Consider the following 26,791-nt stretch of genomic DNA (forward strand, 5'->3'; position numbering starts at 1 on the left):
CAGGTCACTGCCCGCGCGGGTCGCCGCCTGCGCGGGCCAGGTCGGCGAGCTCGGCGATGACCTGGCGGGCCGCAGCCTCGGTGATCGGGTCGGGGGTCCGGCTCGCCGCCGCCACGATGAGCCGGTAGCCGAGGACGGCCAGCTCCTCTCCCAGCGGCCAGACCGGGTCGTCGGGCCGTGAGGCGGCCGGGGTGCGTACGGACCGGGCGGCGACGCGGCGGTGCGCGTCGAGCCAGGCCGCCGTCTCCTCCGCACGGCAGCCGCAGGCCCTGGTGAAGGCCACGACCAGCTCCCGGCGGGGCAGCCGGTTACGGCCGAACGCCGAGGCCAGCGTGCTGTACGGCAGGAAGTCCCCGGCAGCCGCCGCACGGGCTTCGAGCTGCCGGTACGTCAGCCCCGACCACGCCTTGAGGCTGCGCAGCCCCGCGACGAACTCGGCGGGCGTACGTAATCCGATGGACGGGATGGCGGCGGCATGGTCGGTCACGGGTGAAAGAGTCGATCAAGGAATGTTGAGCCCGCGTTGAGCATGCGTCGAGCGCCCTCAGTCCGGCCGGTAGTCGCGCATGTAGCGGGAGACCTTCTCGGTGTAGTCGCGCCACCGTTCGGGGATGCCGCCCGCCCGCTTCAGCGGGTCGACGCCGCTGCGGTAGAGGGCGGCGAGCTTCAGCGCCGGGTCGCCGGGCAGGTCCGCGACCCTGGGACCCAGCGTGCACAGGAACCGTCCCATCGACAGGATCGACAGCTCCGGGCTGAACGGCGGCGCGGGCTTCGGGCTCTGCAGGCCGCCCGGCTGCCAGTACCACAGCACCGACGGGGTCCACCTGGAGATGCCGTACTCGTCCTTCACCGGATCGGACAGGCCGGGGTCGTAGCCGGACTCCGCCTTGAGCATCGCGGCGATCAGGGCCGGGCTGAGCCCGGGCTCCTGGCAGTACGTGCCCGCCTGCACGATCAGCTCGCGGTACTGGCCGGGGATGTCGGAGCCGTCCCGCAGCCACCGGCTGGTCGAGCCGCTCGCGGGCGGCGTGCTCGCGGCCGCGCGGGTGCCGCCGGGCTGGTCCGGGCTCTGGGCGAGGTTGACGGCCACGACGGTGACGGCGGCCGCGGCCACGACGGCCGCCGCACCCCCGGCGATCACCCTGCGCCGGCCCTTTTCGGACGGCCGCATATGCGCTTCCCCGCCCGATGACAGCCCCTGTGCTTTCCCGCCGGACGGCCGCCCCTGTGCTTCTCCGCCCGACAGTCGCACCTGCGGTTTCCAGCCCGACGGCGGCACGGCGGCGGACGACGACAGGGCCGCGGCGTAGGCGGCCGCGTCGGGCCAGCGGGCCTCCCTACCGGGATCCAGGGCGCGCATCACGGCGGCGTCGACCGCCTCCGGCACCTCGGGACGCAGCGCGCTCGGCGGCACCCGCTGCTCCGGCTTGGCGGGCACCCTGCCGGTGAGCATGTGGTAGGTCAGCGCGCCCAGGCCGTGGACGTCGGCGCGCGCGTCCGGCGCGCCGTCGAAGTAGAGCTGCTCGGGAGCCTGGTAGCCGGGCGAACCCGCGGGCAGCGTCAGCCCGCTCAGGTGGTCGGTGGACCGCGCGATGCCGAGATCGGCCACCATCACCCGCTCACCGCCCTCGGGACGCGAGCAGAACAGCACGTTCGACGGCTTCAGGTCGCGGTGGACGACCCCGATGCTGTGCAACACGGACACGCCCTGGCAGATGTCGCGCATCAGGCCGAGCGCCTCGTCGACGGTGAGCGCCCCGCCGGACAGGCGGTCCTCCAGCGTGCCGCGGTCGGCGTAGGTCATCACGAAGTACGGGCGGCCGTCGTCGAGCTCGCCCACGTCGAAGACCTGTACGAGCAGGTGGGAGTCGGCCCTGCGCAGCAGCCGCGCCTCCTGGAGGAAGCGCCCGCGCACGTCGGGCTGGCGGGCCCAGTTGTCGGCGAGGATCTTGACGGCCACCGGCGAGCGCAACTCGTCGTCATGGGCCAGATAGACGGAGGCGAACCCCCCGACACCGATGAGCTGCTCGATCCGGTAGCGACCTGCTTGGGACGGAGCCGTCATTCAGCTCATCATCGCCGATCATCGTGGATCCGTCCACGCGCCCTGGTAGCTACCAGGTTACGGAAACGGCCCCGCGGCCCGCAGGATCGACGCGGATACCGACATCGGGAGGAAAAGCATGATGAGTATCCGACGGGCCGCGCTCGCCGCAGCCTTCGGGTTGGCGATCGCGGGGGTCGCCGGCCCGGCTGCGGGGACCGCCACGGCCGCCGCGGGCGACGCCAGCCCGTGCGGGAAGCCGTTCCGGCACGGTAACGACACGGTCCAGAACTGCCCCGACTGGTCGCCGAGCGGGAGCATCCCGGTCTACGAGTCACCGGCCAAGGGCAAGATCGTCGGCTACATCGATCCGGCGGGGGACGACTGGTACCTGTGCGAGAAGGCCGGGGCGAGCTACACGCTGGGCTCGTACCGGAACTACTGGTGGGCGGCCACCATGGCCGACAACGACAGGTGGGGGTACGTCAGCGAGGTCTACTTCCGCGGGGGCGGCAACGACGAGTCCGACGGCGGCCTGCGGGAGTGCAGGCGCCCGGGTGGCAAGCCGTTGCCCGTATGACCTGGACGCCTTCACCGGCACGCGAGTAGGGTCCCGCGGATGCACAGCACCATCTTGATCCAGATGGCGGCGGCGCCTACCGACGACCGGCCGTACTCGCTGGAGCTCGCGCCCGGGGAGCAGGCGCTCTTCGGGCGCGGGGCTCCCGGCTCTCCCGTGGATCTCCGGCTGGACGACGCCGCGGTCTCCCGGCGCGCCGGCGAGATCGTCGCGGTGGGGGACTACTGGCTGCTGTCCAACCTCAGCACCTCGAAGACGTACGTCGTGGAGAACCCGGAAGGGGGCGGGGAGTTCGTCAAGGTGCCGCCGGGGCGGATGGGGGCGCCGATCCCGTTCGAGTTCTCCAGGGTGAGCCTGCCGGCGGTCGACGGCACGGTCTCGTTCCTGGTGTTCGCGCCGCAGCACGTACATGTGCCGCCGCACCGCGCCGACGAGGGCGCGGCCACGCAGGTCGCCTACCCGCTCGACCAGAACGCCAAGTACTTCCGCATCCTGGTGGCGTTGTGCGAGCCGCGCCTGCGCGACCCCTCGACGTCGCGCATACCGACGATCCCCGAGATCGCCGAGAGGCTCCCCGACCTGGAGCTGAGCCGTACCGCCATCGGCTTCCACATCGGCTACCTGGCCGAGAAGAAGCTGCACGTCAAAAGCCCGCAGGGGGTGAGGGCAAGGCCGACTGGCAGCGTCACGCGCTGGTGTCGCTGGCGCTGAGGTTCGACCTCGTGACCAGCGAGCACCTGGCCCTGCTGCCGGTGCCCGGCCGCTGAGCGTCAGCCCGGCCGGAACGCCCTGACGGCCAGGACGGACGGTACGGGGCGCTCCTGCGGCTCGTACACGCGCCCGACGGCCAGCCCGGCGTCGACGAAGGCGTTCATCAGGTCGGACAGCGGCACGTGGCTCATCCCGACCCGGTCCCGGACCCCGCCCTTGCGCCACCACGGCGAGCGCTTGTGCCACCCCTTGATCCGGTACGTGGGATGGATGATCACCGCGCCGTCCTCGCGGGATTCGATGTGGGGGCCGTTGAAGCACGGGTGCACCCCGTAGAACAGCAGTTGGCCGCCCGGGCGCAGGACCCTGGCCGCCTCCCGCAGCAGCCCGGCGAAGTCGGGGATGTCGGTCGAGACCCAGATCGCGGTGACGGTGCCGAACGTGCCCGTGGCGAACGGCAGGGCCGTGGCGTCGCCCTGGAGGAGGGGCGCGGGGTCCCGGCGGCGGGCCAGGCGCAGCTGGTCGGCGGAGCGGTCGAGGCCGATGACGGTCCGGCCGGTGGAGCGGATGGCGTCGAGATAGAGGCCGGTGCCGCAGCCGACGTCCAGGCACGGCCCCTCGCCGGGGCCGAGGAGGTCGACGATGTCCTGCGTGGTGACGTGGGCACTGGAGCCGATGTACTCGTCGTACCAGTCGGCCTGGCCGTCATAACGCGCGGTCATGATCTATTCATACCTGCCGTGGCGGGGCATCGGGGCGTCCTTGCAAGGGCGGTCAAGGAAAATTACTCACCAAAGCTATACAAATCGGACTTAAGGCCATAATCTCGACATGCCCCAGCCCGGGGAGCTGGCTGGGGCACCAAAACCTCATGGCGCGTCACCGGGAAGCCGAGCGGGTCGCCCGCACCATCGCCTCGGAACACCGGCGCGCTGAGGCCATCGCCTCGATCGCCGAGGTGGCGTCGCACCTCCGCGTGAACCGCGGTCAGAATGTGGCGATCGGGTTGACCGGACTGCCGGACGTGCCGGCGAAACGGACCGGCGCGACTGCGAGGTGGAAGTCCCACTGGCCGAGCTCGGCGGCCGTGGTCGCGCACGCCTCCAGGTCGCAGTTGTCGAGCATCCACAGACCCATGGCGACGAGGCTCACGGCGTGAACCGGCATCAACACGTCTTCGTACCCCGACGGCTGAACGTCCTGGGGGGTGTCAGCGCCGATCAGCGCGACCTCCCGTTCATGCAGCCACGGCAGGCAGGACGCGTGCCAGCCGGCCTGCGTGAAACCGCTGACCGCACCGCTCTCGTGCCGGACGCGGCCATAGCCGGTCCGCAGGAGTACCGCATCGCCGGATCGCACCCGCACACCCTGGCGACGCTCGGCCTCCTCGAGATCGTCGGGAAACACACCCTGCCCCGGTTCCAACCACGGCACATCCCGCACGCTCGCAATGTCCAGCAGGACACCACGCGTGATGATCCCGTTCGCCGCCGCCGTGACGGACGCCCACGCCGATCCCGTTGCGGCGTCGACCAGCGAGTGCGACCGCCCGTTGTACATCGTGCCGTCCCAGAAGATGTGGCACGGCGAGTCGATGTGGGTGAGGGTGTTGCCGTGGAACGTGACGCCGAGCCGCTCGGACGAAAAGCCCCAGCGCCGGTCGTTGTGGAATGCGGCCACCGGCATGTTCTCGGCACCCGGCATGTCGGCGGCGCACGGGCACGTCGTCGTCGACCGCTCCATGTCTTCCGGTACGGCGACCTCCCATGCGCACGACACGCTCCTGCCGTGGCGCACGGCCCGCGCCGCCGCCAGCCGGACGTCGTCGGTGATGTGGTTCAGAGTGCCGAGCTCGTCGTCGTCGCCCCACCGTCCCCAGTTCGACAGCGTGTCGAAGTACTCGAGCACGTCGTCCTGTGTGGGCATCGGTCGCTCCGCCGTCATCCCAGCATCGACTCCTCCGGTCACGTGGTTCGAGGCACCGCAGGCAGGGTATCCCGCCCTCTCCTTTGATATGACCTCTTTGATATGACCTCGCCGGGCCGGCGAGACGGTGTGACCTCGATTCGCGTCCGAGGGCGACCCCGACCTCCGAAAGAACCCAGCAGGAAAGATCATCCAGGCCATCGCCGTGACCTTCTCCGCCATGGTGCTCGGCGTCGCACTCCTCGCGGGTCCGGGCTTCGGATGAAGGGTTACCTTGCCGGAGTGGCTGACAGTCGCTGTGAAGACGGCCAGAAGCTCCCACCAGCCCCGCCCGTCTCAGCACAGAGAGTCCACATCTCCGACTGAAGATCGGCGCTCAGCGGATAGAGCTGGATGAACCCGGACATCTCACCGCTCAGCCGCCAGGTGCTGGGGGGACATGACGGCGATGTCGTCACCGAACGCGACGACCAGCCGGCCGCCCGACGCGACGGCGACATGCGACACCGCGCCGGGCAGATCCGCCTGTCGCAGCTGGCGCCCGCTGCCCAGATCCCACATCCGGACGGTTCGATCCGCGCCGCCGGTCACCAGGGCGGGGCGGCCGTCCAGTTCGGTCACGGCCACGGCCATAACCGGTGCCATCTGCCCGGTCAGGGGGTCTCTGACCAGTTTTCCGCTGTTCAGGTCCCACACCCGGACTGTCTGATCCGCACCGGCGGTCACCGCGACCGGGGCGCCGTCCAGGTCACTGATCGCGACGGCGTTCACGGCTCCGCTGTGACCTGTCTCCGGCTGACAGACCGGGCGGCCGCTGGACAGCCACCACACCCGGATCTCGGGCGTGTCGGACCCGTGTCCGGCGGTGACCGCCACGGCGCGGCCTCGAAGCGAGCCGACGGCTGTGGCGGTGACATGGGTGTACCCGCCGCCGCGCCCGGCGACGGCCGTACACATAGAGCCGCTGTCCAGGTACCACACGCGCGCCTGGTTGTGCCGTCCGCCGGTCACCACCACGGGGCGGTCGGTCAGCCGGCCGGTGGCGAGCGCGGTGATCCGGCCGTTGTGGTCCTGCCGGTAGTCCGAGGTGGTGAACGTGATGTCCAGCTCCTGACCCTCAGGCAATCGCAGCAGCCGCGGCACGAATCGCTGATTACAGGTGATCACCGCTATGGGATCCCCGTGGAAGTCGGCCAGGGCGAGCTGTGTCCGTCCTTCTCCGGTGGGGATGGCGGGGGTCACCGCAGTGCCGTCGGCCAGGTCGGTGACGCACACGTACCCCTCGCCCCATCTGGGGTCGTCGGCGGGGCCGTCGTGGTGGGCCGTGACGATGACCTCGCGGCCGTCGACCTCGCAGACCGTCAGGGCGGTGATGTCGCCCGGCAGGCCGCGCGGCGCTCCGGCGGCTGGCGCGGCGCACGCGGCGGTCAGATCCCACGCCTGCACCACGGACGAGAGCATGCCGCTGGTGACGGCGATCGGACGGCCGCCGGCCTCGGCCACGCGGATCGCATCAGGTTTTCCGCGCCCTGGAGGCAGGGGCGCGCACAGCGGCTCTCCTGTGGCGAGGTCCAGCACTCGTACGCGCCCGTCGCGGTCGAGGGCGACCACGATCGAGCGGCCGTCGAGTTCGGCGGCGGCGAGCGAACTGCTGCCACGCGCCAGTACGTCCTCGGGCAGCAGTTCGCGGACGAGAGTCCCCTCGCGCAGATCCCGCACTTCGACCAGGCCTTCGTAGCCGCCGGTGACCACGACGGGGCGGCCGTCGAGAGACAGGGCGAGCAGGCTTTCCGGCCGGCCGGAAGTCTCTGTCGGCGCTGCGACCTCCGTCCCGTCGAGGGGATCCCACACACGCACGAAGCCGTCGTAGTCACCGGTGACCGCGACCGCGCGGCCGTCCAGGGTCGTCGTGGCGATCGAGACCACCCTCGTGTCGCCGTGCGCCTCGAACGGCGTGCCGAGAGGGCGCTGCGCGAGCAGGTCCCAGACTTTCACCGCCGATCCGCCGGAGATCGCCACCGGACGGCCCGCCACCGTGGTGACGGCCAGCGGATCGCTTACGTGACCTTCGGTGACGAACGGCGAACCGACGCGCTCCCCGGAGCCGACGTCCATCACCCAGACGCTCGCCCGTACGAGGTCGTCGACGATGCTGTACCCGCTGACGACCAGCGATCGACGGCCGTCGAGCACCACGCTCTCCAGGGCTTCGACTCCTCCGTCGTCGAACAGGGGCCTGCCGACGCAACTGCCCGACGCCAGATCCCAGGTCCAGCCGTCACGGCCGAAGGCCGCGACCGTCACCACGGCTTGGTCCGGCGGCCCGCCGGCCGCCATCGCCCAGACTGCGGCCGGCCCGAGTCTTTCGTGGTCCGGCAGATCGGCCGACCACAGCAGCGCGCCCTTCAGTGCCGTGCCCGTTGCCCACTCCACCCGGTACGGAGCGGCCGCGCCGTGCTCGTCCGGCGTCTCGGCGAGCCGTCGCCCCAGATCATCGGCTTGCCACCGGGCGGCGTCCACGGTCAGGACCTGACGGCGCGCGGCGGGAGGCAGGTCACGATGCCGGCCGGCCGACGTGCGGTAGACCGCCGCGGCCAGCCGCGCCTCGGCGCCGTCTGCTCGCGACGCGAGCGCCATCACCTCGTCGGGGTCGGCGTGGATCAGGAAACGCGGATCGCCCAGCGTCTCGTCGGCCGACGCCTGGCCCGAGGCATGTGCCTGGCCGGAGCCGGGTAAGTCATGATCGCCAGTAGACACGACGAGCAGGCTAACACCGGCCCGCGCCGGTGATGCCCGGATGCGGCAACCACCCCTCGTCCACGCCCTCGACGATCGACTCGCCCGGCACCGCGCGCAGCCGGATCACGATCCCTCGCCCTTGCCCGCGCCGCGCTTACACCGTCAAGACCCCCTCCGCCCGTGCTGTGCGAACCGGTCAACGCGCCTTACGCGCCAGAAAAGATCGTCTCGCTTTGACCTGCAAGGAGGTCGTGTCCTCATCAAGGCCACCGACCCACGCCGCGACACCCGCTGTATGGCGGTGTCGGAGAACCTCAGCGAGACGATCACCATCGCGATCAAGGCCTGCGCCTGAAAGGGGGCAGTCACGCCGCGACGAAATCATCTCGCGCTGACGCCGACCGATGCCGGGTGATGGCTGCCCCGAGAGTGAGGGTCAGCCCGCTATGCCCTCCTCCTCACCCGTGGGCTCGGTGCCCGTCATGAGCCCGGCGTTCGTGGTGCCGAACTCGTACAGATAGACCGGCTTCTCCTCGCGCAGCAACTGCAGGATCCCGGTGAGCTGCGACAGGTTGAGATGGATGAAGATCTGGCCCGCGGCCGCGTCGATCACCGGCGGCGCCAGCGGGGTGCCGTCGGGGTAGAAGTAGGCGTAACCCCGGTAGGTGCCGCCCTCGTACAGGTAGATCCCGGTGACGGCGACGCCGGGGCTGAGGTTCGTGGTCGGCCTGGAGGACCAGACTCGCACGCTGTAGCTGTCGATCGTGTAAGTGGCCATCGTCTCGCTCCTTTCCGCTCCTTAGGAGGGACGCCCACGACGGCTGATACGTGATGCGTGTCCGCATGCGGCCAGGACACGCGGCGCTGGACATCTGTGGCGGCAGCGGTGGCGCGGCACAGGGGTGACCTCGGAGATGCCGACCGCGGTGACCTGCCGACCGCGGTGACCTGCCAGCCACGGTGGGCCAGCCACGGTGGGCCAGCCACGGTGGACCGGCTGTGGTGGGCCGGCTGTGGTGGGCCGGCTGTGGTGGGCCGGCTGTGGTGGGGCGGCCGCGGTGGGCCGGCTGTGGTGGGTTGGCTGCGGTGGGTTGGCTGCGGCGGGCCGCCGGAGCGCGTCGACGCCCTCGCCGCATCCCACGTCGAGTGCCTGGCCCGGCAGGAGATCCTCGGCCCCGGCTACGAGCACGCCGTTGGGTTGGCACTGAGCACCTGGTCACGGCTGCGGTCCATCGTGTCCGAGTGCTGGGCGTCCATGCCGCGTGGACCTTGCGAGGGACGTCGGGGGTGCTCGCGCATTGTGCCCGCTACCGTCCCGACGACCCTCGTTTCCCCTGAACAGCCCCCGCAGGCGCATGCGACAAGGGCACCCGAGCCTCGGACGTCCCCCTGCCAAGGGGAGTTCCCCGCCGAGCGCCTGGTAGAGGCCTTCCTCGGGCCTGCTTCCCTGGACACCACCGCCCCGTACTTCCGCGCCGGTACCGCCGAACAGGCCACCGTCGCCGACCGCATCTCGGGCAACAACAGCCCTTCGGGCCGTACCGCCGGTTCCTGCGCGGTTCCTCCTCGATCCCGAGCCAGGTCACAGGCGATATGTCAACGTCCCCGGCAGGTGCGGAGCATGTTGAGCAGAGCCTTCTTCTCCTTTTTTGTCACGAAGAGCCGGTAGTGGTGCTTCACGGTGATCCATGAGGTCGCGTAGCGGCACCAATAGGCGCGGCGCGCCGGACGCCAACTCTGCGGCCCCTGGCCACCCTTGGCGATGTTGGCGGAGTGGCTGACGACGACCAGTTCTGGTCGGGTGAGGTCGTTGGCGAAAGCGCGCCTGCGTGCCTGGCTCCACCTGCTGGCGCCGGAACGCCAGGCATACGACAGCGGCACGACGTGGTCGACATCCACATGCTTCTCGCTCTTCAGCCACTTGCCGTCGTACGGGCTGTACCAGAGGCCCTTGACGGGGTAGCACGTGGCGTTCCTGCGCACGCGTCGCCCGTCGCGTGCCAGCACCGTCTCCCGGGTGTCGCACTTACCCCTGTGGTGCGCCCATCGGGGCAGGAAGCGCCGGTGGGCATAGCCGCGGATCGATAACGCCCTGGCGACCTTCAACTGGGACAACATACGGCGGGCGAGCGCGGCGCCGGCTTCGGCCTGCGGCCGCTTGCGGGTGTCGGCCGCCGCCGGCGGGATGGCGATGATCGGGAGGACCAAGAGGGCGAGCACGGTCACGTGGATTGTCCGCCTCAAAAGGATCATGGTTCCATCCATACCCGGTAAGTCCCCGTTGCGGGCGGCGCTACTCAGTGCGTCACGTTCCTGTGGCGCGGCGGCACACTGTGCCCTGCGAGGCTGATCAGTACGGGCCGGTGAAGACGGCTCCAGGACACCTGCGCAGCCCATCCCCGCTGAGCGTGCGACTTTCCGGCCGCCGCCCGCCAACCCGTGCCCAGCACCCCCCACGCCGCCCCGAGCGCTCCAGCCAAGGAGGCGCCGGTAGTGCATTAGCCTGGCACGGCGGCTCGTCGAGATCACCAAAGTTCATGTCCATCGGGCACTTCTGCGTTGACGGGCGCAAGATAGGCAACCGGATTCGGGGCGGCCCAGGTGGGGTTCACGGGGTGTGCCCTCGGTGAGGGCGACGCCGATGCTCCAGCTCGCCCCGCCGAGGACCGGACTGCGCTGGGTGCTCATCCCGTCAGTCGTAGCCGCGGCGCGAAGAGCCGTACGGTCCTCGAGACGGCCAGCCGGGACACCGCGTCCCGGCGTGGCGCCAGGGTGCTCACAGGAAGGCGCTGACCTGCGTGGCGAACTCCTCCGGATCGACGATCCGCACGCCCAGGCTCTCGGCCTTGGCCCGCTTGGACCCGGCCTTGTCGCCCGCCACCAGCAGTGATGTCTTGGCCGACACGCTGGAGGACGCCTTGCCGCCCGCGCGCTCGATCAGCTCGTTCATCTGGTTGCGGCTCAGCGCCTCCAGCGCTCCGCTCATCGCGCCGGTCACCACGACGGACATCCCAGCCAGCGGCAGCTCGGACGCGCCGTCGGCCTCCGCGTCACCAGGCTCGGCGGGTGGTGTCCAGCCCGGCTCCGTCATGGCGACGCCGGCCTTGACCAGCTTGTCGATCAGCGGGGCCAGCTCGATCAGCTCGGCCACCACGACCGGGGCCTTCTCCGGGCCGATGCCGTCCACCTGCTGGATCGCCTCGGCGTCGGCGGCGCGGATGGCCTGCATGCTGCCGAAGTGCCTGGCGATGCGGCGGCTCATGGACCGGCCGGTGCCGCGCACGCCGAGCGCGCAGAACACCCGGCTGAGCGGCCGCGTCTTGGCCTGCTCGATGGCGGCCAGCAGGTTGTCGGTGCTGGTCTCGCCCATGCGCTCCAGGCCGAGCAGCTGCTCTCGGGTCAGGAAGAACAGGTCGGCGAAATCGGCGATGAGGCCCGCGTCCAGCATCTGCTTGATGCGGTTCTCGGCCAGGCCCTCGATGTCGAGCTGGTCGCGGCCCACGGCGTAGACGATGGAGGCGATTGCGCGGCACTGGCGCCCGCGCACGCACCGCCACCGCTCCTGCGAGTTGTCGATGGCGTCGCCACAGGACGGGCAGGCCGCCGGGATCTCGATCGGCTGCTCCTCACCCGTGCGCAGATGCACGACCGGCGCTTCGACCCTCGGGATGACGTCGCCCGCCTTGTAGACGGTCACGCTGTCACCGAGCATGAGGCCACGCCGGGCGATGTCGGCGGGATTGTGCAGGGTGGCGTAGGTGACGATGCTGCCGTCGAGCTCGACCGGCTCCAGCACGGCGCGTGGCGCGATGATGCCGGTGCGGCCGGTGTTCCACTCCACGGCGAGCAGTTTGGTGATCTTCTCGGTGGCGGGCAGCTTGTAGGCGATGGCCCAGCGGGGCGCCCGCGAGCTGAACCCGGCCTCGGCCTGGTCGGCGGCCAGGTCGCACTTGATCACGATGCCGTCGATGCCGAACGGCAGCTCGGCGCGGACCGCCGCGATCTCCTCCACCCGCTCCTGCACGCGCTCAACGCTGTCGGCCACTATCCCGGCGACCGGCGTGGCGGCGGTGGTCTGCACACCCTGCGCGGCCACCCAGCCCATGATCTGGCTGTGCGGCAGCTCCCGCAGCCGCACCGCCAGTTCAGAGTCGTCGTCGGAAGGTGGCAACACCCCATAAGCGAAGAATGTCAGCTCGCAGACGTACGGCCTGTCCTGGGCACGCAGCGTGCCCGCGGCCGCGCTGCGCGGGTTGGCGAACGTGGTGCCGTCGTGGGCTTGCCGCTTGGCGCAGGCCTCCTCGAACTGGGAGGCGGTCATCATGACCTCGCCGCGCAGCTCCACCGTGACCGGCTCGGCCAGCCGATCGGGCAGCCCGACGATGGTGCCGATGGCGTGCGAGACATCCTCGCCCGCGCTGCCGTCGCCCCGCGTGACCAGCTGCGCGAGGCGGCCATGCCGGTAGCGGGCCGAGATCGCCAGCCCGTCGAGCTTGGGCTCCACGCTCCACGCCGTCACCGGGCGGCCCAGCCGGCGCTCCAGCGAGGCCGCCCAGTCGGCCAACTGCTCGGCGCCGAACACGTTGTCCAGGCTCAGCATCGGCACCGTGTGCGGCACGTCGCCAACCACGGCCCCGCCGGCCACCTTGCCCGTCGGCGAGGACGGCAGCACCGCCTCGGGGTGGGCCTCTTCGTACGCCTGGATGCCCCGCACCAGCCGGTCGTAGGCGTCGTCGTCAAGCGTGGAGGTGCCGTCGGCGTAGTAGGCGGCGGCGGAGTCAACGGCGAGCTGAACGGCCTCGGCGTAGGCCGTGTCATCGGCGAGGACGGTGAAGGGCGGCGTCTCGGTCATGGCACCACCATGCCGGTAGCCACCGACAATTCCGAGACCCAGATCCCTTCCAAACCGGCGATCGGACTGCGGCGCCTCGGACGCTGCCCCGACACGGATCGGCGGTCATGACGACGCAGCAGCCGCCAGGCCACCCCGCCCCCTACACCGAGCCCGAAAAAGTCTCCCTGAAGTGGTTTGCGATGGTGACGCGGCGCAGCAGCATGTTGGCAAGTCAACGAAGTCCACACCGAGTTCGAGCGAAGTGGGTGCGTTCCGAGACCCCGGAGATGTTCAGGCTGATGACATCCGATTGGAACAACCGACAGCGACGCAGCCGGCCCGGCTGCGTGCCGGCCGGCGGCAGGTGGCGAGGACGCTTACCGTCTCGCGGGATCCACCACCCCGGCGACGTCGGAGATGTCGATGGTCCCGTTGCCGGGATCGGCGAGGTGGGTGCGAGAGTCCAGAGCGGCGTGACGATTGTCGCTCATCACCCAGAGCCGGTTGGGCGGGACCTGAACCTCGAACCGCAGATGCGAGGCCGGAGGCGCGGCAAGGTAGGGCTCGTCCAGCGCCTTGCCGCTCACCTGGAGCCGCCCCTGAGGATCGCAGCAGTTCACCGTGCTTCCCGGTACGCCGATGACCCGTGATACGTGTAACTCACCTGGCGCGGCATTGGCCCAGTTCTTGGGGGTTCGATAGACGATGACGTCGCCGAGGTGGGGAGCGTAGTGTCCATCGGTGCTGCGTGGCGACAGGTTCGCGCCCGCCTTGATCGTCGGTTCCATCGACTCACCCGACATGGTGATGGTGAACGTGCCGACAACTCCGCAACCAGCAGTGGAAGCCAGTAAGAGCAAGAGGGATAAAGCGGTTGTACGTACGCGAATCACCGGCGCATTATCCCGAATGGTGAGCCCTGGCGAGGGTTATGCCACGGCCACGCCCGCCGAACCGCGTGGTGATCAGCTCACTGACCGCGAAAACCCACAGCAACCTGGCCGTTACCGCGCCCAACTTGTGGTTTTCGCCGATAAATCCGTCCTGGTCGTCCCATTCAACGCCTGCCATCCGGGGCATGACTCGGCAGATCCGCGCGGCGCGACAGCGAACAGGTCGGCTGTGCCGGCGGCCTCGTGGTGCTCGGCCGCAGGTACCGGGGCGCAGGGCGACGGCGGTGATCAAGCCGGTCACGAACTCAACGGCTGGGCGGGCTACTCGGGACCGTGCAGGAGCCTGCCACCGACAGGATCGACCAGCCTGTATCTGGTGCTCGAGTGCGACCTGCCGATGAAGGACTTCGCGTTCACCAGGTCGTGATCAAGGAACGGCAGAATCTGCGATCTCCATGGAAAGGAACCTCATGAATCGGATGATTGCGGGCGCCGTCGTGTCGGCCATGACCATGCTCATAGCCGCCACCCCCGCCCAGGCCGCCGCGGCGGACCCGGTCAAGACGTTGCAGGGCAAGCTGAAGGCGGGCAAGGGGGTGAAGTTCACCGACGTCACGTCCTTACTGCAGGACTCGGAGAAGATCACGTTCCTTCGGCGGTCCGGGAAGTGGCAGTTCGGCAAGAAAGGCATCGCCGCGTCCGACATCACCACCGACTACAACAAGCACACCGGCGGCATCTTCGACTACATGTACTCCCTGAGCGGCGGGCGTACGATCTGGGTCGACGGCAAGAGCTGGACCACGCACCCGATGTACGGCGAGGTGCCCAACGGCAAGAAGTACCTCGTGGACCCCCTGCGCATGACAGGCAGCTACATCGGCACCTTTTCCCAGCTCGTGAACCCGGCCGAGCCTGCCACGCTGAAGGTTCTGCTCAAGGGCAAGAAGCAGGGCCGTACGTACTCCGGCAAACTCACCTACGCGGCATTGGCGAAGGCGTCACCCTGGTTCCGCGCGTCATCGCCGCTCAGCGAGGGCGACAAGACCGTAGTGGAGTACAGGCTCACGCTCGGCCCTGACAATCTCCCTCGCAAGCTCCTCACCTCGCACCTGGCCTCCACCCACGTCGCCGACGGCGTCGAGGTAGGGGACGGGCGCTTCAGCACCGAGACCAGCTACTCGGGATGGGGCTCGAAGGTCAGCGTCTCCGCGCCACCGAAAAGCCAAGTCGCCGGCTGAGCCCGGAACCGGCTTCGCTACCTTTTCTGTTAGCCCCGGGTACCGCTAAAGGCCGCTTACCAGTACGTATCCCGGAGAACGTCCGTCACAACGGCCACGCCGGGACATCGCGCTTGCTCGGTCTGGCGTCCGCGCGTGTGGACTGGCCACGCCGAGTTCAGCCGGCTCGGCGTGGCCCGGTTCGCTACCGGCCCAGACCGGTCAGCCGCTGCTGGGGACTCTTGGCTTGCAGACCGGGACCAGTGCCGGCGCCGCGTGGGTCGCTCGCGCCCGCGAGACCGCCATCGATGCCCTCCCGCGGCCGACTCCTTGGAGGAGGTGCTCAACCGCGGCAGGAGCCAGGGCCGGTGTCCTTCCGAGGGCGGCCGCCGCCGAAATTCATCGTCAAGGGCAACCAGCCCGCCCCGCTGACCCGGCTCAAGGCCATCCTCAACCGTCACCAGCGCCACCGCCAGAAGCGGCGTTGACGGCGGATGAGCAGCCGCCCGGCCACCTGCCTGCCGCGTACCACGAAATGGAGTCCCCACCGATCGCGGGACCGCTCAGGGATCGAGGACCCCGAGGATGCCCGCACGCTCAAGATCGGTCGCTCCACCGCCTACGAGGCGCTGGCTCGACGCTGAACAGTGGCTTATGGTCGATCGTCACGGCGGGTAAGCCTAGGCCCCGCTTTGCGACGGACTCAGGCATGATGGCGGAGGGCTTGCCATGCGCTGTCCCCGGATCGCACTCTGTAGCAATGACGTCGCCCTCTGAAGACGAGCCTCCGGCCGACAAGCCGTCCAGCGGCCAGCCCGGCGCTTCTGCCGAGAAAGCGCAAGCTGGGTCTGCGGCTGATGACGACACCAAAGTCGGCCTCTGGCTTGTGGGCGGCCTCATCGCATGGGTGGTGGTGGGCACGCCGTTCGTCATCAGCCTGGTCGGGTCGCTGGCAGGCGTTGACATGGAGGCACCGGCGGGACAGGCGCTGCTCGACAGGTTCTACTGGTGGGTCGCGCTCGGCGTGCCAGGAGCGATCGCCGCGGTCGGCGGTTCCTTGTGGGGGGTGACCACGCTGCTGGCCCGTCGCCGGGAACGGGTGGCGCGGCGGGAACTTATCCTGACCGAGCGCGTCAAAAGGCTGCAGGACATGGTCAAAGAGGCGCAGGCGGTCTCGCGCGAACTCGAGCGCTACCTGCAGGAGCGGCTGGTCGCGCTTCAGCAGCTCAGCGCGCAGGTGGACAGTACCGAACGGCTGGCGGCGCTGACGCCCGAACAGGTCAAGGCGCTCGACGACGTCTTGCGACGCCAGTTCACCGGACAGAACCGCAGGGGGTTCGTCACTCAAATCGTCTTCTTTCTCTTGGGCATCCTGGTCGCATTCGTCGTCAATTGGCTGTCCAACCCGATGCTCGCCCTCGTGCGGAACTGGCTGTCCTGATAGCTGGTGCAGGCGCTGCGCCGCGAGCCGACCAGGTATGCGGGTGGGTTCCGCGCTGCTCGGGCTGCAGATCACCGATGCGTGCGGCGCGTAGCCGCGCGGCCGCGACATGCCTTGAAGGCCGGTCCACGTGCTTGCGTACCTGAAAAGATCATCTCGCTCTGACCTGCGAGAAGGGACCTCGAACCCGAGGAGGAGCAGCTGAGGTGGGCTGCCTACTTGTGCGCTGGAGACCTCTACAATGCCGCGGGTGGATCGTGACCAGATTCTCCTGACTCATCCCGGTACCTCGAAGCCCAAGTACCTGGAACTCCGGGTCGACGGGGCTGAGCTGCACCGGAACTGGTGGGCCGGCACGGGGAAGCCTCAGGGGCGCACGAAGTCGTTCGATCACGGAGACGCGGCGCGCGAGGCTATGGAGAAGGTCGTCGCCGAGAAGATGCGTGACGGGTACGCCCTGCTTCGCGACGTCGCGGCAAGCGAACCGGGCGACGTCGTCGTACAGTGCGCGACACAGGCGAAGAACGGCGTCGTGGCGATCGCTCTGCACCCGGACGGCCACACTGTCGCGGTCGCCCGCGGCATCCCCGACCGGATCGGGGCGGCCGGCTCCGATGTGCAGACAGTCGACCTACGGACCGGCGCGCGCCAGGTGGTGTACACCGATGCGTACCAGTACTCACTGATCCATACCGTGATGTTCGAACCGGACGGATCGCACCTGACGTTCACCGTCCGCGACACGATCTCCATGGCGGAGGTGAGCTACACGGTGGCGCTCGCCACCGGTCATGTCCAACGCCTGCCCTACACCCGGCCAGGGTGGGACACCGCCCGCCGGCGGATGCTGATGGTCGACAACGATCACGCGCTGCGAGTGCTGGGCCCGGACGGCGATTCGTGCCTCGATCTTCCGGCAGGCAAACGCTTCCAGACCACCGCCGCACTGTCGCCGTCGGGTCGGCTCCTCGGCCTCGCCCACGACCCGGACAATCGCGATACGGAGTACGACCTCGAGATCTGGGATGTCGACGCAGGTCAGCGAGTGCTCGCTGCCCCGTTCCCCTTCCCGGCAGGGTTCCAGGGGATCAGTCACCGGTTCGACAAGCTGGCGTTCGATGGGACCGAGCAGATCCTTGTCGCGAGCGGCGCGACGTCAGGATGCTTTGGCGTCTCGGTGGAATCCGGTGACTTGTGCTGGGCGATCGAGGACGAGTGGGAGGGGTGCGAGCGGTTGGGTGACTTCGCGCTGTCACCCAACGGCACCCTGCTCGCCGGCGTTCTCCACCGCGGCCCGGTCGTCGTTTATGACGTTGCGACCGGACAACCGCTGGAGCCGCACTTCGCCGTACCCGGCGAGCGGTCGGGCTGGTACCAGGAGGTTGGTTTCTCCGCCGACGGCCGACTTCTGGCGGTCAGCGACTACCCCGGCCGCACCACGGTGTTCCGGTTCGACGGCGTGGAGTTCACCAAGCCCGGCGGCTGATCGCCGGCACCCGGGCGACTGCGGTCGTAACCGCATCCGTTGACTGTGCGGTTGCCGTTTTTGGCGGGCGCGATCGCGTTCTGGCACGACCCCGACTTCACCCTCCGCTGAGCGGACAACCTTGATCTGCGTGGTGGGCGCTGGGCTTTGTCCCCGGTGGGCGTGCTGGTCGTCTCAGTTTGCAGGTGTCCGGTGGCCCCAGCTGCGTAGGGATGGCCCTCGGCGTCCAGCATCTCGTGTCTGCGAACAGGCAGGTAACGATCGCTGGAGGCCGGGAAACTGGCCTTTAGACCGCGAGCTTCCTGAACTGTCCCGTCACGACGAGTACGGCGAGCAGGATGGCCATGACGAGCCAGCCCGGCCAGCCGGAAAGCGATGCGTGGAAGGCGGCGTCGGCGACGTTGACGGGCCTTCCCAGGATTGCAGGAAACGCGGAGGCGATCAGGTTAGCCGCCGCGTGAGCGGCGACCGCCGGCCAGATGCTCCCGGCGGCGAGGCGCAGCCAGCCCAGCAGTGCGCCGAGCAGCACCGACGCGGTGGTGAAGGCAAGCACGGCCAGGCCGCCCGGCAGGCCGGGATAGTGGTACCCCTGCAAGGTGAACGGGGTGTGGAACACTCCCCAGATCACCCCGCTGATCAGCAGGCCACGCCAGAGCCCGAGCGGGAGCAGCTTGGGCAGCAGGTAGCTCCACCCGAACTCCTCACCGAACGTCAGGACCATCCCGAGCGGAAAGATCAGGAGCTGGGAGGCCAGCATGCTCGCCAGCCCCCCGAGGGGCAGGGGATCGTGGAAGGCGAAGCCGCCGGCGGCGGAGCTGACGCCCAGGGCGGCGAGTGCCAGGAGCGGCGGGAGGAGCAGGCCGGCTGCGCTGTAGCCGGCCACCCTGGGCAGCGACCGCGATGGCAGGACGCCCGTCTGCTTCAGCAGGTCGCGTGGGCGGCGCAGCTCTCCTGTCAGCGTCGCCGTGACGAGTACTCCCAACGTCGGCGTGTACATCGCGATCATGAGGATGGGCGCGGCCGCGTCCTCGTGAAGGTCGCCGCCGTTGAACCAGGCAGCGGCGCCGGCGGCCCAGATGCCGCTGAAGGTGACGGCGAGGAACGCCGCGATCCTGGACCATGGCACGGCGGGGTGGTGGAGGGTTTTCGTGGTCATGACCACGGACGGTAGGTCTCACCCCGATCCGCTGACGATGGGGCAGGCGGCCCGGCCGGTATTACAGTCCGCTGTAGTGCGTCCCCCGGTTGCGGTGGCCAGACTGGATGCCGTGCGTGAACGAGGGCGGAAGATGTGGCGGGGTAGCCGATACCTCCTGCTCGGGTTGCCGACCGCGATGGCCACGATGATGGTGCCGCCGCTTCTGGCGGCCGCGGTGCTGTCGACCGGGCTGGGCGGCGTCGGGCTCGTACTGTTTCCACGGGCGATGGCCGGGCTGCGGCGGTGGGCGGAGTGGCACCGCCGTCGCGCCGCCGCGCTTTTGGGCAGGCAGGTGTCTGCCCGGCCTATGACGCTGGGCGAGGGGATTCGCGTGCGGTGGCGTCAGGTGCTCGACGACCCGGAGACCAGGCGTGATGTCCGCTGGGTGTTCAGGCACATTGTGACGGGTGTTCCGGCGGGGCTGGCGGCGTTGTTCTGTGTCGGCACGGTGGTGTTCACCGTGTTCGCGGCTCCTCTGTGGTGGTTGTTCCCACCGGATCTACCGCTGCGGCTGCTGGGCGTCTTCCCGGTGACCGGGTGGGGCAGCGCGTTGGCCCTGGGACTCGCCCAGGTCGGAGGCTTCGCAGCCCTGGCGTACTGGGCGGTGCCCAGGCTGGCGGGCTTCCACGCGAGCAGGTGCCTGGCCGCGCTGGAGCCCTCGGCGGAGGACCAGCTCGCCCGGCGGGTCGGCGAACTGGCCGAAAGCCGCGCGGGAGTGCTGGATGCCCATGGCGCGGAGCTGCGCCGTATCGAGCGGGACCTGCACGACGGCACGCAGGCCCGGCTGGTCGCCATCGCCATGCGGCTGGGGGTGGCCAGGGAGTCGCTTCCCGACGACACCGGCGACCTGGCCGACCTGCTACGGGAGGCCCACGAAGGAGCGGAGGAGGCCATGACGGAGTTGCGCGACGTGATCCGTACCATGTATCCGCCGATCCTCGCCGACCGAGGACTCCTCGGTGCGCTGGCGGCGCTCACCGCGCGCTCAGGCGTGCCCGCCGAGACCGACCTCGACGATCTCGGCCACTTGCCTGCGGCGGTTGAGGCCGCCGCCTACTTCGTCGTGGCGGAGTCGCTCACCAACGCCGCCAAGCACAGCGGCGCCACCCAGGTGCGGGTGCGGATCACCCGGGAGGGCGGCAGGCTGCTGGTCGAGGTCACCGACAACGGCATCGGCGGCGTCGACGAGGACCGGGGCACCGGCATCACGGGCATCCGTCGCCGGGTCGCCGCGCTCGACGGCACCATGATCGTCACCAGCCCGCCAGGCGGCCCGACCGCCATACAAGTGGGGTTGCCGTGCGAGTCGTGATCGCCGAGGACAACGTCCTGCTCTCCGCGGGTCTCGAACTCCTCCTGGGCACCAAGAGCATCGAGGTAGCCGCCGTCGTCACCGACCATCCCGGCCTGGTCGAAGCGGTGGACCGGCACCGGCCGGACGCGCTGATCGTCGACGTCCGGCTCCCTCCGTCCTTCCGCGACGAGGGCATCAGGGCCGCGCTGGAGATCCGGCGCGCGCATCCCGGCCTGCCGGTGCTCGTGTTGTCGCAGTACGTCGAGAAGGTCTACGCGCGAGAGCTGCTCTCCGACGGCCACGGGGGTGTCGGCTACCTTCTCAAGGACCGGGTGAGCCGGGTCAGCGAGTTCGTCGACGGCCTGCGCCGGGTGGCCGAAGGCGGCACCGTCATGGATCCCGAGGTCATCGCCCAGCTGCTGGCCGGAGGCGGCACGAGCGCCATCGACGCGCTCACCAAGCGGGAACGCGAGGTGCTCACCCTGATGGCCCAGGGCCTCGGCAACAACGACATCGGCAAGCGGCTTTTCATCACCGACAACGCCGTTCACAAGCACATCGGCAACATCTTCACCAAGCTCGGCCTCCCACCCGCCGAAGGAGGCCACCGCCGAGTGCTCGCCGTACTCGCCTACCTGGACAGCACCTGAAACCGCCCACCACGAGCCGGGCGCGCGGCCGGGTCGCCGACCGCGGCTTTCCGCGGAGCAGGCCGCCCTCGCCCAGGAGTTGCCGCGACCGGAGCACGGCCGCCCCACGCAAGTCGTCCCGCCGCCGCGGCAGAGAACCGGGTGCCCGCCTCCGGTCCGATCATCGACAGTCCCGGTTTGCGGCAGCATGAGGTGAATCATCGAGGCCGCTGGAGGGCAGTTGGTCATTTTCGCCTGCGCAGGATGCGATGCCGTACTGACCGCGCGGCTGTCGCGGGTCGAGCTGCCCGATCACGCACGCCAGCGGTTGGGCGATCGCAAGCTCCCCTCGCTGCTGGAGCCGGGAACGTACGCGGTGGACCCCAAGCCGTCCTTTCCGCCGTACCGGTTGTGGGACGAGGTCGGCGCGGCGGAGGCGGAGGCCCGCGGCGTTTACGCGCCCGTGTATTCGCTGCCGTACGGCCCCTCGGGACGGATCGGGGTTGCGCCGGGCGATCTGCGTGGAACCGTCCACATCTTGCGGCGGGATGACAACTCCTGTTGTGGCCTGAGTGGCAGCGCCGGCCCCAACCTGGCGTGCGCGGAGTGCGGGCGCGCGGTGGCCACCCTCGTCGACGACTGCTACCGCTGGTACGTGGCGTGGCTGGATCCGGACGCCGTGCGCCCCGTCAGCGTGTCGGGCCCCGCCTGCCGGGTGATCGGCTGGGAGTCGCTGCGGGAGGAGTATCCCGGCATACCACCCGTTGCGGAGCCCGGATGGTGGAGCCTCGAGTGGCGTGCGGCGGTCGCGGTGTCGCTGGCCCACCTGCTGGCGGCCTCGGGCGGGAAGCCGGTGGTCGTGCCCGATGGGCTTGCCGGGCAGGTGTTCGGCGGGGCGCTCGACAGGATGCTTCCGGCGGGCCCGCCGGAACGGCGTCTCGTCCTGGCCGGGCCGGGGCTGGCCGCCGCGTCCGGGAACGTTCTCCTGGTGCCGCGGCATCCGCAGACCGGCCGGGTATGGCCGTCCGGCGCGCAGGCGGTGGTGCCGCTGGCCGCCGAGGTGTGGACGTACCTGGCCTTCCATGACGACCGGCGGCTTCTCCCCGCGGCGAACCGGATACCCGCCGACGTACGCCGAGACGATCCGCCGCCGCTGTTGCCGTACGACCGTTTCAGTCCCGACTGGCAGGTGTTCCGCGACACGCTTGTGCGACTGCCGGCGGTTCGTCGGCCGTGGTTACGCGCGATCTATGACCGGGTGGCGGCCCTCTGATTCAAGCACCCGCTCTCCTGGCTCATCTCGGCGACGAAGAAAAGTCGCAGCAGGAGGCGAACATACCGCCGAGGGTACGTTGGCAGGCGATCCCATGGCGGAGCCTTACGCAGTGGGCGCGACCGGGCCGGTCATCCGGCCCGGTCGCGGAGGCAGATCAGCCGGGCGGCACGATTCCGTTCTTGGAGACGGGGACGGCCAGTTGCGCGGCGCCGGTGAGCCTGAGCTCCTCGGGGGGCAGGCTCCCCAGCACCGGGTTCAGGTGTCTCAGGGTCAGCGGCACCGGGGAGATGGCCGGGCTGCTGATGTCGAACTTCTCCAGGTCGATCCAGCGTACGACGTTGAGCACGTCCGCCGGGATGTCGTCACGGGCCTTCTGCACCGGGACGCAGAGCTGGCGGGCGGCGGTGACCTGGACGGTCTGGGTGGGGATCTGGTTGACCAGCACGGGGTTGAGCTGGGTGAGGGTCAGGGGCAGGTTCATGGACGGGTTCGGCTGGTGCGCGTAACACAGCAGGTCGATGTGCGAGATGACCCGCAGGATGTCCGGGGCGGGGACCACGCCGTTCTTGGCGACCGGCACGCACAGATGCTGGGGCACGTTCAGCGTGACACTGATGCCCGGTACGTTCTGCAGGACCGGGTTCAGGTGGCGCAGCCCCAGATTCTGGTTGATCGAGGGCCCGGTCACCCGGTAGCACGACAGGTCGACGAACCTGACGTAGTCGAGGACATTCGGCGGTGGGATGACGTTGTTCTTGGCCACCGGGACGCAGAGCTGCTCGCGCTGGCCCAGCGTGACCTGCACGGTCGGCAGGTTGCCGAGCACGGGGTTGAGGTGGCGCAGCACCAATGTGGTGGCCGGCGGCTGGTACGCGGTGGTCTTGAAGCACTCCAGGTCGAGGTTCGACACGAATTCCTTCGGCGTCGGCAGGGCCAGGGCCGCTGCGGGCGGCGCGACGAGGAAGGCGGCGGCGAATATCGCGAGGCCAGCGGATAAGAGACGTCTTATTGCGATTCTGCTGCGGGGATTTGGTGCGCCCTTTTTGTTCATGTGCCCTCCAGGGCCGGATTGTTTGCTTTGACTGTGCGCTTGTGAATCCGGCTTGACAAGGCTCGTGTCCGCAATGTGCCACGGGTTTGTAAGCATGCATATCCGGCAATTTAGAGCGACCTAAAATTTCAGCCGTCCACTTCCCTCAATCCCTCATTTCGCCTGCCATTGTTTACTGCTCGGACATGGCAGCCGCGGCCCGGCTGAACCCGGCCGCCGCCGAGGAGACCCGGCGCCTGCCAGAGGAGATCGGTGCAGGACAGCGACCAACTGGACATTCGGGGCGTGATCGCGCCGGGTCAGGGAGATCGCGGCGCTCCACGGGAGTCGTGCTCGCCCTCTGCGAGCAGTTCGATGGCACGACGGGGGTGGACCAGAGTGCCACTCGCGGACCTGCCGTCGGCTGTCACGAAGCGCCCAGACGTCCGGCGATTCGGGCCTGACCGGCTCGGGTCAGCCCGACACGATCGAAGCAGTCGCGTCCACCAGGCGCCGCGCGGGCCGGGCACGCCGGGCTACCGCTGCCGATCGGCAGGATCTCGATCGGAGGCGTTGTACGGGCTGCTCGCCGATGGACCGGTCTTCATCGACCACAATCAGCAGCCTTCGCCCGCCGACTGAAGCGGCGGCCCGTGGGAGCAATTAGGCGCGCCAATCCATTATGGCTGGTAGTTGTCGTCGATGGTCGGCTGCTTGCCCAGCCTGACTCCACTGTATGCGTTGGCTGTCATCGCCCAGTTTCCAGGGGAGGCGACTCCGACAATCAGATCCACTGTATGAAGCGAGTTTGCGAGGACATCTTTTTCGAAGTCGATGCCACTCGCGGTTGCTGCCATCACCAGGTCATTCTGATCTATCACGGTCGGCCCTCCTTCGAGGTAAGCGCTGCCGCCGGCGGTCAGCGTGCTGTCGGTCGTGAAGCTGCCCGTGTTGTGCGTGGTGTTTGCCTCGAGGTGGTTTGTGATACTGGCCGTGCTCGCTTCGAGGTTGTTCGCGACGGTGAGGTCGCTGAGGGTCGGGTTGGTGATGGTGGCGCACAGGTGCACCAAGTGTCGGCTCCAGTCGGACGCGCCACGACAAGGTCACCTGACGCTATAGAAATGCGGTGGTATGAGACATTGCCAAGGCCGACAATGATCGTATGCCTGACGCTGCCATCGCTGAGCGCAAACCTCGGCTTGCGGTCCTCACGGGAGCCGGAATCTCCGCCCCCTCGGGGCTGCCCGTGTACCGAGGTGGCAACGGCATGTGGGATCGCAACCCCGACATCGCGAAGCTCACGACCGCCTCCCGCTGGCGCGGCAAAGCCCAACAGGCATGGGAGCACTGGAACGAACTACGCCACGCCGCATCCATCGCCCAGCCCAACCCGGCGCACGAGGCGTTGGTCGCCGCCGAATCCCACTTCGACGTGCACATCGCCACCCAGAACATAGACGGGCTCCACACCCGGGCCGGATCCGCGAACGTCACCGAACTCCACGGCAACGCATTCGCCACCCGCTGCTCCCGGAAGGCGTGCCACGCTCGCAACGGCGCCTGGTTCGACGACGACATCCACGAAACCGTGCCCACCTGCCCGCACTGCGGACGCATCGCGCGCCTCGACGTCGTCCTTTTCGGAGAGCAACTCTCCGCCAAGAAGATGCGTGCCTCGATCGAGGCTTCCCGCCGCGCCGACGTGTGGATCGCCATCGGCACTTCCGGCACGGTGTTCCCTGCCGCCGGGCTCATCGAGTTCTGCCGACCCGGCACGGTCCGGGTGCTCGTCAACGCCCAGCCATGGAGCGACAGCGCTTCGACGTTCGAGAAAGAAGTGCTCGGCGACGCCGCCGCCGTTCTCGGTGATGTGCTCCGCGAACTGCACGTCGCAGCCCTGAGGTGACTGGCTGGTCGGCGTGCGCCCGCTCCCGGCGCCGAGCCGGTGCGGCGGTCGGCGGACCGGGGCCCGCCACAACAGCGAACAGCGGGGAACCTCGCCGATCAGGAAGCCGGGGTGTCCCGGTCGATCGCGGAACGCAGCACTCCGACCATGGCGGCGAGCTCGGCCAGCAGGCCCGACACGGTGGTCCGGTCGCTGCCGTTGATCGACACCATGCGCAGCTCCTCCGGCTTGGGGAGTTGCGCCATGATCTCGGGCAGCAAGCCGATCAGCTTGGCCTGAAGGCTGGCCGGAGACTGCTGGTTGTCGATGTCGGCCCGCATCCGCAGCCGCTCCACGTCCAGCAGCGCCCGCTCATGGTCGGCCAGCGCCCGGGAACGCGCCAGCTCCAGCTCGCCGGCGAGCTCCAGGCTCTTGAGCTCCTGTTCCCGCTCGATCCGGAGCCTGCCGGTCTCGGCCTCCTCGGTGTGCCGTTCGCGCTCCATCCGCAGCGCGTGCAGGGTCGTATGGGTCTCCAACTCCGCCACCGCCCTGGAGTCGTCGTGCCGGCGCTGGGTGCGCCGCAGCTGCTCGGCCACCTCGGTGTCGAACTGCCACGCCTCGTTACGGGCCCGCAGCCCGGCGAGCTCCCGCTCGTTCTCCAGGCGCTGGGTCTCCTTGAGGCGTTCGGCCGCCATCTCGCGCTGGGTGATCGCTTCTTCGGACTGCAGCTCGGCCAGGCGGGCGAGCTGCCCCTGCTCGGCCCGGTAGGGCTTCTGTAAGTTCTCCCAGAGCCGCGACGAGCTGACTACGGCCTCCTTGATCTGGACGGTGACGATGCGCAGACCGAGCCCCTGGTCGCTGTCGTCCTCGCCCTCGGCCACCGCGCGCAGGCGGGCGGTCAGCTCCTCGATGATGGGCTGCTTGTCGCTGAGCACGTCGCGCACGCCCATGGTCGCGACCTTGTCCTTGATGGCCGCCTCCGCCTGCTCCCGTAGCTGGAGGTTGACCAGCCGCATCGGGTCCTGCGGATCGCTGAAGTCCAGTTTGCGGTACGCGACGGGGAAGGTCTGGATGATCCACTGCACGTACCCCTGCACCAGCACACCCTGGAGCTCGCGGCAGACGCAGTAGGCGTTGATCAGGATGGTCTGGGTGGCGCCAGGCACGACCAGGAAAGAGTCGGTGGACGGGTTGAAGCGGAACGACACGCCCAGGCCGACGTGCAGGGGCTTCTCGCGGCCACGCCGGGTGTGCACCACGAAGGCGTTGGGCGGGACGAGCACGTTCTTCCAGCGCCAGAACCCGGTGATGCGTACGTCCACCGGGCCCGCGGCCGCCGTGTCGGGCGCCGCCCCGCCGATGGCCCGCTCGCGTTTGGCCAGCGGCCCCGCCGGCGGCGCCGGCTCGCCGGGGGCGGCGCGGCGTGCCCTGAGGTCGTCCTCGAGCACCGCCTGCTGCGCGACGACCCGTTCCAGATAGGCGTTGCCCTTGTCAGCGGTGCTCATCGTCCCCTCCGCCCACCTCACGACTGCCGCCGAGTCTTGCCTACGCCGCCGAACCACCGCAACCCGCGATCCGCTCGCGATGCCCTACGCCGTTGCGGGC

General features: G+C 69.4%; 22 protein-coding genes. 9 read left to right on the forward strand and 13 right to left on the reverse strand.

Annotation, left to right across the window (positions count from 1 at the left end):
• Nucleotides 1–4 precede the first annotated feature (4 nt).
• Together ACWDRB_RS19960 and ACWDRB_RS19965 are read right to left on the reverse strand one after the other, a co-directional pair.
• Nucleotides 5–487 carry a hypothetical protein gene (locus ACWDRB_RS19960; RefSeq protein ID WP_397373751.1) on the reverse strand — a complete coding sequence of 161 codons (483 nt, stop codon included), beginning with the start codon at nucleotides 485–487 and terminating at the stop codon, nucleotides 5–7.
• 57 nt (nucleotides 488–544) lie between these two features.
• The gene (locus tag ACWDRB_RS19965) at nucleotides 545–2,065 is read right to left on the reverse strand and encodes a serine/threonine-protein kinase (protein ID WP_449895726.1); all 1,521 of its coding nucleotides are present in this window, start codon (nucleotides 2,063–2,065) and stop codon (nucleotides 545–547) included.
• A 118-nt stretch (nucleotides 2,066–2,183) separates the two neighbouring features.
• Here ACWDRB_RS19965 and ACWDRB_RS19970 point away from each other — a divergent pair, with 118 nt between their 5' ends.
• The gene (locus ACWDRB_RS19970; RefSeq protein WP_355198021.1) at nucleotides 2,184–2,624 is read left to right on the forward strand and encodes a hypothetical protein; all 441 of its coding nucleotides are present in this window, start codon (nucleotides 2,184–2,186) and stop codon (nucleotides 2,622–2,624) included.
• Nucleotides 2,625–2,663: 39 nt separating this feature from the next.
• On the forward strand, nucleotides 2,664–3,335 hold the full coding sequence (locus ACWDRB_RS19975; RefSeq protein WP_449895729.1) for a winged helix-turn-helix domain-containing protein: 672 nt from the start codon (nucleotides 2,664–2,666) through the stop codon (nucleotides 3,333–3,335).
• Between the two features lie 59 nt (nucleotides 3,336–3,394).
• Here the strand turns inward: ACWDRB_RS19975 and ACWDRB_RS19980 are convergent, their stop codons facing one another.
• The 7 genes from ACWDRB_RS19980 to lepB all read right to left on the reverse strand — a co-directional run bounded on the left by ACWDRB_RS19980 (nucleotide 3,395) and on the right by lepB (nucleotide 13,727).
• A complete protein-coding gene (locus tag ACWDRB_RS19980; protein ID WP_363972680.1) occupies nucleotides 3,395–4,057 on the reverse strand; it encodes a class I SAM-dependent methyltransferase in 663 nt (220 codons plus the stop codon).
• A gap of 265 nt (nucleotides 4,058–4,322) precedes the next feature.
• Entirely contained in the window at nucleotides 4,323–5,279 is a 957-nt protein-coding gene (locus ACWDRB_RS19985) for a cyclase family protein (RefSeq protein WP_449895731.1), read from the reverse strand.
• 390 nt (nucleotides 5,280–5,669) lie between these two features.
• Entirely contained in the window at nucleotides 5,670–8,018 is a 2,349-nt protein-coding gene (locus ACWDRB_RS19990) for a WD40 repeat domain-containing protein (protein WP_449895733.1), read from the reverse strand.
• A gap of 418 nt (nucleotides 8,019–8,436) precedes the next feature.
• Nucleotides 8,437–8,778, reverse strand: coding sequence for a hypothetical protein (locus tag ACWDRB_RS19995; protein WP_364250027.1), 342 nt, complete (start codon nucleotides 8,776–8,778; stop codon nucleotides 8,437–8,439).
• A gap of 818 nt (nucleotides 8,779–9,596) precedes the next feature.
• Nucleotides 9,597–10,226 carry an HNH endonuclease family protein gene (locus ACWDRB_RS20000; RefSeq protein ID WP_449895735.1) on the reverse strand — a complete coding sequence of 210 codons (630 nt, stop codon included), beginning with the start codon at nucleotides 10,224–10,226 and terminating at the stop codon, nucleotides 9,597–9,599.
• Between the two features lie 550 nt (nucleotides 10,227–10,776).
• Complete coding sequence (ligA, locus tag ACWDRB_RS20005; RefSeq protein WP_449895737.1) at nucleotides 10,777–12,852, reverse strand: NAD-dependent DNA ligase LigA; 2,076 nt, start codon at nucleotides 12,850–12,852, stop codon at nucleotides 10,777–10,779.
• A 359-nt stretch (nucleotides 12,853–13,211) separates the two neighbouring features.
• Complete coding sequence (gene lepB, locus ACWDRB_RS20010) at nucleotides 13,212–13,727, reverse strand: signal peptidase I (protein WP_449895739.1); 516 nt, start codon at nucleotides 13,725–13,727, stop codon at nucleotides 13,212–13,214.
• 470 nt (nucleotides 13,728–14,197) lie between these two features.
• Between lepB and ACWDRB_RS20015 the strand changes: the two genes are divergently transcribed.
• The 3 genes from ACWDRB_RS20015 to ACWDRB_RS20025 all read left to right on the forward strand — a co-directional run bounded on the left by ACWDRB_RS20015 (nucleotide 14,198) and on the right by ACWDRB_RS20025 (nucleotide 17,874).
• Complete coding sequence (locus tag ACWDRB_RS20015; RefSeq protein WP_449895741.1) at nucleotides 14,198–14,968, forward strand: hypothetical protein; 771 nt, start codon at nucleotides 14,198–14,200, stop codon at nucleotides 14,966–14,968.
• 739 nt (nucleotides 14,969–15,707) lie between these two features.
• Nucleotides 15,708–16,388, forward strand: coding sequence for a hypothetical protein (locus ACWDRB_RS20020; RefSeq protein WP_449895743.1), 681 nt, complete (start codon nucleotides 15,708–15,710; stop codon nucleotides 16,386–16,388).
• A 250-nt stretch (nucleotides 16,389–16,638) separates the two neighbouring features.
• Nucleotides 16,639–17,874, forward strand: coding sequence for a WD40 repeat domain-containing protein (locus ACWDRB_RS20025; RefSeq protein ID WP_449895745.1), 1,236 nt, complete (start codon nucleotides 16,639–16,641; stop codon nucleotides 17,872–17,874).
• A gap of 286 nt (nucleotides 17,875–18,160) precedes the next feature.
• Here the strand turns inward: ACWDRB_RS20025 and ACWDRB_RS20030 are convergent, their stop codons facing one another.
• A complete protein-coding gene (locus ACWDRB_RS20030) occupies nucleotides 18,161–19,030 on the reverse strand; it encodes a CPBP family glutamic-type intramembrane protease (protein ID WP_449895747.1) in 870 nt (289 codons plus the stop codon).
• 112 nt (nucleotides 19,031–19,142) lie between these two features.
• On the opposite strand from ACWDRB_RS20030, the gene ACWDRB_RS20035 reads away from it, so the two are divergent.
• The 3 genes from ACWDRB_RS20035 (at nucleotide 19,143) to ACWDRB_RS20045 (ending at nucleotide 22,268) form a co-directional block, all read left to right on the forward strand.
• Nucleotides 19,143–20,384: a sensor histidine kinase gene (locus ACWDRB_RS20035; RefSeq protein WP_449895749.1), complete on the forward strand. Its 1,242-nt coding sequence runs from the start codon at nucleotides 19,143–19,145 to the stop codon at nucleotides 20,382–20,384.
• Nucleotides 20,372–21,016, forward strand: coding sequence for a LuxR C-terminal-related transcriptional regulator (locus tag ACWDRB_RS20040; protein ID WP_397373738.1), 645 nt, complete (start codon nucleotides 20,372–20,374; stop codon nucleotides 21,014–21,016). Before ACWDRB_RS20035 ends, ACWDRB_RS20040 begins: the two co-directional genes overlap by 13 nt.
• Nucleotides 21,017–21,236: 220 nt before the next feature.
• The gene (locus ACWDRB_RS20045; protein ID WP_449895751.1) at nucleotides 21,237–22,268 is read left to right on the forward strand and encodes a hypothetical protein; all 1,032 of its coding nucleotides are present in this window, start codon (nucleotides 21,237–21,239) and stop codon (nucleotides 22,266–22,268) included.
• A gap of 157 nt (nucleotides 22,269–22,425) precedes the next feature.
• Here ACWDRB_RS20045 and ACWDRB_RS20050 read toward each other — a convergent pair whose 3' ends face one another.
• Complete coding sequence (locus ACWDRB_RS20050; RefSeq protein ID WP_449895753.1) at nucleotides 22,426–23,181, reverse strand: hypothetical protein; 756 nt, start codon at nucleotides 23,179–23,181, stop codon at nucleotides 22,426–22,428.
• Between the two features lie 800 nt (nucleotides 23,182–23,981).
• Nucleotides 23,982–24,371 (reverse strand): hypothetical protein, encoded by a 390-nt coding sequence (locus ACWDRB_RS20055; RefSeq protein ID WP_449895755.1) that lies wholly within the window; start codon nucleotides 24,369–24,371, stop codon nucleotides 23,982–23,984.
• Nucleotides 24,372–24,463: 92 nt separating this feature from the next.
• Here ACWDRB_RS20055 and ACWDRB_RS20060 point away from each other — a divergent pair, with 92 nt between their 5' ends.
• Nucleotides 24,464–25,207 carry an SIR2 family NAD-dependent protein deacylase gene (locus tag ACWDRB_RS20060; protein WP_449895757.1) on the forward strand — a complete coding sequence of 248 codons (744 nt, stop codon included), beginning with the start codon at nucleotides 24,464–24,466 and terminating at the stop codon, nucleotides 25,205–25,207.
• 98 nt (nucleotides 25,208–25,305) lie between these two features.
• Here ACWDRB_RS20060 and ACWDRB_RS20065 read toward each other — a convergent pair whose 3' ends face one another.
• Entirely contained in the window at nucleotides 25,306–26,691 is a 1,386-nt protein-coding gene (locus ACWDRB_RS20065) for an SPFH domain-containing protein (protein WP_449895759.1), read from the reverse strand.
• Between the last annotated feature and the right edge of the window lie 100 nt (nucleotides 26,692–26,791).

It is taken from the genome of Nonomuraea sp. NPDC003707, from assembly GCF_053587055.1.